The 6,000-nt window shown below is 51.6% G+C and carries 6 protein-coding genes; all 6 read left to right on the top strand.

Going from position 1 to position 6,000, the window contains the following annotated elements:
• The first annotated feature begins 419 nt into the window (after positions 1-419).
• Genes B5D23_RS10455 through B5D23_RS10430 form a run of 6 tightly spaced genes read left to right on the top strand, consistent with a single transcriptional unit; the run spans position 420 to position 5,555 of the window.
• Entirely contained in the window at positions 420-2,315 is a 1,896-nt protein-coding gene (locus tag B5D23_RS10455; RefSeq protein ID WP_078685385.1) for an NADH-quinone oxidoreductase subunit 5 family protein, read from the top strand.
• On the top strand, positions 2,315-3,169 hold the full coding sequence (locus B5D23_RS10450) for a respiratory chain complex I subunit 1 family protein (protein WP_078685384.1): 855 nt from the start codon (positions 2,315-2,317) through the stop codon (positions 3,167-3,169). The genes B5D23_RS10455 and B5D23_RS10450 overlap by 1 nt, the downstream gene beginning before the upstream one ends.
• Positions 3,170-3,171: 2 nt before the next feature.
• Positions 3,172-3,618 carry an NADH-quinone oxidoreductase subunit B family protein gene (locus tag B5D23_RS10445; protein WP_078685383.1) on the top strand — a complete coding sequence of 149 codons (447 nt, stop codon included), beginning with the start codon at positions 3,172-3,174 and terminating at the stop codon, positions 3,616-3,618.
• Between the two features lie 17 nt (positions 3,619-3,635).
• Positions 3,636-4,007, top strand: a complete 372-nt coding sequence (locus tag B5D23_RS10440; protein WP_078685382.1) for an NADH-quinone oxidoreductase subunit C — start codon at positions 3,636-3,638, stop codon at positions 4,005-4,007.
• Between the two features lie 9 nt (positions 4,008-4,016).
• Positions 4,017-5,093, top strand: coding sequence for a hydrogenase large subunit (locus B5D23_RS10435; RefSeq protein WP_078685381.1), 1,077 nt, complete (start codon positions 4,017-4,019; stop codon positions 5,091-5,093).
• A 12-nt stretch (positions 5,094-5,105) separates the two neighbouring features.
• On the top strand, positions 5,106-5,555 hold the full coding sequence (locus tag B5D23_RS10430; RefSeq protein WP_078685380.1) for a 4Fe-4S dicluster domain-containing protein: 450 nt from the start codon (positions 5,106-5,108) through the stop codon (positions 5,553-5,555).
• Positions 5,556-6,000: the final 445 nt, after the last annotated feature.

Here is a 6,000-nt window from a genome sequence, read left to right as displayed (position 1 = left end):
ACCCCCCACCCCCCACCCCCAAGCCCTTGCAGGTTTGGGGCAGCGCCTCAACACAACAAGCCTGTTTGTATTGAAAAGAAAAAAAAGAGTGATGGTGTTTTACTGAAAAGGAAAAGAGGGAGAGATGTGATGCATGATGCGATAAAAAGAGAGAGGTAAATAATGAGATGGACGTAACAGCTTGTTTGGAAGGGGAAAAGAGTCGAAAAAAAAGATGTAGAGCGTTTTGCAATGTCTGGCGCCTGAATTAGAAGCATAGAGAATAGGTATACTTTTCAGTGTGGTATTGACCTGTTCAATGAGTTGACATAGAAAAAGGTTTAGGAATCTTAATTTGGGATAGGATTTCTAGCAGATACCTAGCCTTGTGGGAGGCTAGGCGGCAGTGGAAAGGACGGAACAATCCAAACGAGGTCGTCATGTCCAATTTGTTGATGCTTTTGATACTCCTTCCGATAGTAGCGGGTTTAGCCTGCTATTTTTTACGGGCGGGGTTCATTAGATCGCTTGTGGTAACGGTCACGGGAATCATTCTGGCGTTATCTTCGCTTGTTTTGCTAGCGGGGGGGACGTTCAGCTACTCACCGCCGAGCGGATGGGGAGCGCTGGTCACGCTAGCTGATTTCGCATTATTGTTTGTCATTCTTTACTATGCATTCAAGCATAAAAACTTTCTCATTAAATTCTTTACTGTTTCACAACTTGTTCTGTTGGCAGTCTTTGAGCTGTTCATGGTAGATCATGAGGGACCAGTGGTTGCATTCTATGCGGATCAGCTGTCGCTGATCATGGTCCTTATTATTTCGATCATTGGTTCACTGATCTGTGTGTACGCCCTTCCATACATGAAGGCGCACGAGGAGCACCTGAAGCTGGATAAGTCGCGTCAGCCGCGATTTTTCCTCTACATGGTGCTTTTTTTGGGCGCAATGAATGGTCTGGTGCTTTCGAATAACATCCTGTGGCTGTACTTTTTCTTTGAAGTCACGACATTCTGTTCGTTCATCCTGATTGGTCATGATGGGACAGACATCGCGATCAAAAACAGTGTACGGGCATTGTGGATGAATAGCCTTGGTGGGCTGGCCTTCATGATTGGCATGATGTGGGCCTATTCGGTTACGGGGACTCTTGATCTGCAACAGATGATTGCAGCGGGTCCGACGACAGCAGGCGCGCTCCTGATTCCGATGGCATTCCTGTGCCTTGCCGGATTCACGAAAGCGGCTCAGGTCCCATTCCAGAGCTGGCTTCTGGGGGCAATGGTTGCGCCGACGCCCGTTTCTGCTTTGCTGCATTCGAGCACGATGGTGAAAGCTGGTGTGTATGTGATTCTGCGAATTGCCCCAGCCTTTGCAGGTTCGTTTGTTTCGAGTGGCGTTGCCCTGTGCGGTGGCTTTACGTTTATTGCATGTGCAGCGCTGGCCATTGGTCAGTCAAATGGCAAAAAGATTTTGGCGTACTCAACGATTTCAAACCTTGGGCTGATTATCGCGTGTGCGGGTATCAACACACCTGCGGCGCTGACAGCGGCCATTCTCCTTATCATCTTCCATGCGGTATCCAAGTCGCTGCTGTTCCTGTGCGTTGGCACGATTGAGCAAAAGATTGGATCGCGAGACATCGAAGACATGCACGGTCTGTATCAGCGTATGCCATTTACGACGATTGCTGCCGTGGTTGGCATTTTGACGATGATTCTCCCGCCGTTTGGTGTTCTGCTGGCAAAGTGGCTGGCCATTGAATCTGCTGCAGGCAACCTCTTTGTCGTTGTTATGATGGCGATGGGTTCTGCGCTGACGGTGATTTACTGGGCACGCTGGGCCGGACTGCTTCTGTCTGCACCTTCTGGTGAGGCACCGCAGAAGGAAGAGCAGGCGCTGTGTATCCGCATTGTTCTTGCGACACTTGCGGGGCTGACGATCATTCTTTCGCTGGGCATCCCGGCAATTTATTCAGGACTGATTGCGCCGCTGTTTGGTGCGGCTCCGCTGACGAGTTCTGCGGGGGTTCTGCGCGGACCACTTGGGGCATTCGCCGTGTATCCGGTGTTCTTTGTTATGGGTCTTGGATTCCTGTACGCGTTGCGTGCGGCAAAGCGGTCCAAGAGCATCAAGACTACGGGCGCATACATGAGTGGCTTGCAGATTGGCGACATGAAAGAGGGGCTTTTTAGAGGCCCAATGAATGTTCCGGTCAAGGTTTCGGCAGGCAACTACTACCTTTCTGCAGTCTTTGGTGAAAACGTTTTGACGACACCAGTAAATATTGCGGCCATTGGTCTCATTATTCTGATGATGGGAGGGGCGCTGTAATGACAGCTTCAATTATTCTTGGCCTGATTGGCCTCGTGGTTGCTCCTCTGCTTGGTGGACTTATCGCTGGTACGGACCGCCGGGTCACGGCGTGGTTCCAGTCTCGGCAAGGCCCGCCAGTGGTGCAGGCGTTTTATGATGTTGCCAAGCTTTTTGGCAAAACCAGAATGGTTGCGAGCACGTGGCAGGTTTTCTGTGCGTGGGTGTATCTCGTCGCAGCGGCATTCTCTGTGATGCTGTTCTTTGCCCAGTCTGACCTGCTTTTCATTTTCTTTGTGCAGGCGATTGGTTCTGTTTTCCTCGTGATGGGCGCAATGAGCGTCCCTTCTCCGTATTCACAGGTTGGCGCCCAGCGCGAGCTTATCCAGGTTCTGACCTATGAACCGCTGCTGATTTTGGTCTTTGTCGGCATTTACATGGTGACTGGCAGTTTCAATATCAGCGACGCATGGGCCTATGAGCAGCCTTTGATTCTGAAGCTTCCGCTGATGTTCATTGTGCTGAGCTTTGCCTTGACCATTAAGCTTCGCAAATCGCCCTTTGATTTCTCCACGTCCCATCACGGGCATCAGGAGCTGGTCAAAGGTGTTTTGACGGAGTTCTCTGGCCCGTATCTTGGCCTTATTGAGATTGCACACTGGTACGAAACCGTGCTGCTGCTTGGCCTGTGTGCCCTGTTCTGGGGAACAAGCTGGTATGGCATGCTGATTTTGCTGCTGGTTGTGTACTTCGTCGAAATCCTTATCGACAACACAATGGCGCGCATGACCTGGCGCTGGATGCTCAAGTACGTCTGGAGCATTGGCCTTGCGATGTCTTTCGTTAACCTCATCTGGCTGCACGCCGCGAGTTAATCATGCTGAAGTCATTTATAAAGAAGTCCCGCATCAAGTCGCCGTGGATCATTCATTATGACTGCGGTAGCTGCAACGGGTGCGATATTGAGACACTGGCCTGCCTGACTCCCCTGTACGACATTGAGCGTTTCGGGATTGTTAATGTTGGTAATCCCAAACACGCCGATGTTCTGCTGGTAACGGGCACTGTGAATCACAGAAACAAAAAGGTGCTGAAAAACATTTATGACCAGATGCCTGATCCTAAGGCGGTCATTGCCATTGGAGCCTGTGGGCTTTCTGGCGGTGTTTTTCGGGAGTGCTACAACGTTGTTGGTGGCGTGGACAAGGTTATCCCGGTGGACGTGTACGTCCCGGGGTGCCCGGCGCGTCCGGAAGCGATTATCGACGGAGTGGTGCTTGGATTGCAGAAGTTTGCAGAAAAAGTTGAAGCAATGAAGGGCTAGCTCTGGAGGGAGACACCGTGATTGAAAATCTGACTGAAGTCACACCCGATACCCTCGCAAGCGAGGTTCTGAAGTACAAGAACCAGGGCTACAGGCTTGTTGGAATGACATGTACCAACAAGACAGAGGAAACAGTGGATTTGCTGTACCACCTCGATAGGGACCTGGAGATGCATACCTTGCGCATGGAAGCACTGCGAGATGCGCCAGTGCCGAGCATCAGCGGCGTATATTTTTGCGCCATGCTGCCCGAAAACGAAATGCGCGATCAGTTCGCCCTTGTTTTTGACGGACTGGTTCTGGACTTTAACCGGACGCTCCTGCTCGATGAGGAAGTGACCCTTGAGCAGGTTCCGCTGGCAAACAATCTCAAGATCACCAAAAAGTAAGGATTCGCTATGGCCAAGACAATAATTCCCTTCGGCCCTCAGCATCCGGTATTGCCGGAGCCTATTCATCTGAAGCTGGTGGTCGAGGACGAGATTGTACAGGAAGCTATTCCGGCTTTGGGCTTTGTGCACAGAGGCTTGGAAAAGTTGACAGAAATTAAGGACATTCACCAGATGGTGTATGTCGTCGAACGTGTGTGCGGCATCTGTTCCTGCATTCATGCCATGAACTACTGCCACTGCATCGAAGACATGATGGACATTGAAGTCCCAGACCGTGCGCAGCATTTGCGCATGATTTGGTCCGAGCTGCACCGCATGCACAGCCACCTTTTGTGGCTGGGGCTTTTTGCCGATGCCTTTGGCTTTGAAGCGTTGTTCCAGCAGATCTGGAAGCTGCGCGAGAAGGTCATGGACATTAACGAAGCGACCGCAGGTAACCGCGTTATCGTGTCGGTCAACATTATCGGCGGCGTGCGTCGCGATTTGAGTCCAGAGCAGATTCGCTGGATTCTCCAGCAGATTGATGAAATCGATCAGCCGCTCCACGACCTGCGTGACGCTATGCTCAATGACTACACGGTGAAAAAAAGGACCTGTGGCATTGGCATGTTGCCGCCAGATGTCGCTATAGAAACAGGAGCCTGTGGCCCAACACTTCGCGGTTCTGGCATTGCTCAGGACTGCCGCCAGCTCGAATATGAGTGCTTTGACCGCATTGATTTTGAGCCTGTGACGCACCCTCAGTGCGATTCCTGGGCACGCTGTGCTGTCCGTTTCGACGAAGTGCTCCAGTCCATCGACATCATTCGTCAGTCCATATCCCGTCTGCCCGCAGGCGATTTGGCGACTCCGTTCAAAGGCTATCCCGAAGGTGAAATTATTCGCCGGACAGAGCAGCCGCGCGGTGAGCTGATGTATTACGTCAAGGGCAGTGGGAAAAAGTATCTCGACCGGGTTCGTATTCGTACCCCCACGTTTGCCAATATCCCGCCACTTTTGCACATGCTTGGTGGAATTGAGCTTGCGGACGTGCCTGTCGTGGTCTTGTCCATCGACCCGTGCATCTCGTGCACGGAACGTTAGGAGGTCACAGCTATGCTCACTTTGACACCAACCGCTCTCAAGAATCTTTTTTCGAAGAAAGCGACGCGTTTGTACCCTTTTGAGGTACGTGGCAACTTTGATATGTATCGTGGAACTCTGAATAACGACATTGATTCGTGCATCTTTTGCGGGATGTGCGCCAGGAAATGTCCGTCGCAGTGCATCACAGTTGATCGTAAGAAAGGTACATGGGAACTTGATCCTTTTGCCTGTATTCTCTGTGGTGTGTGTGTGGACAATTGTCCACCCAGCAGTTTGAGTATGGACAAGGAGCACCGCAAGCCTTTGAGTGAACGGGGAACCTTGCTGTTGACCGGTACGCCGCCTAAGCCCAAGAAGAAAGCTGCTCCCTCTGGGGAAACAGCTCCCAAGGCTGAAAAAAAGGCTGCGCCCAAGGCTAAGAAATCTGCACCAAAAGCACCCAAGAGCACGAAGGAGTAAATTGGGGTACGAGACTCCGTCTCGTGCTCTGCATGGGGCGCAGTTTTATTGGGGCGCAGCCCCAAACCCGTAAGGGCTTTTGGGGGGGGTGGGGGTACGAGACTCCGTCTCGTGCTCTGCAAGGGGCGCTGCCCCTTGACCCCGCCCAAGGACGAGGCCCTTGGGAATCCCGTTTTCGTCCGAAATAAAAGGGGCCGGATGTGTGAAAGCCTTTGACTTTCCCCTTCATCCGGCCCCTTTTTTTCGGCCTAGTTAACTGGGCGTGTGTTCTTTTTCTTTGCGCCTCAACCCTTTCTTTTTGAACGCAAGCGTTCAAAAGGAATGGTGGCAACTCGCAGAAGAGAAAGAGGCTCTCGACGCTAGCCCCATTAAGTTTAAAAGCCGTGCAAGCGAAGCTTGTACGGCTTTTAAACTCGATGAGGATACGTAAGGGAATCATTCCCTT

The sequence above is a fragment of the Desulfobaculum bizertense DSM 18034 genome (genome assembly GCF_900167065.1).
Lineage (GTDB): Bacteria > Desulfobacterota > Desulfovibrionia > Desulfovibrionales > Desulfovibrionaceae > Desulfobaculum > Desulfobaculum bizertense.
Note: the sequence above shows the minus strand (reverse complement) of the source record. Positions and strands in the feature narration are given on the sequence as shown.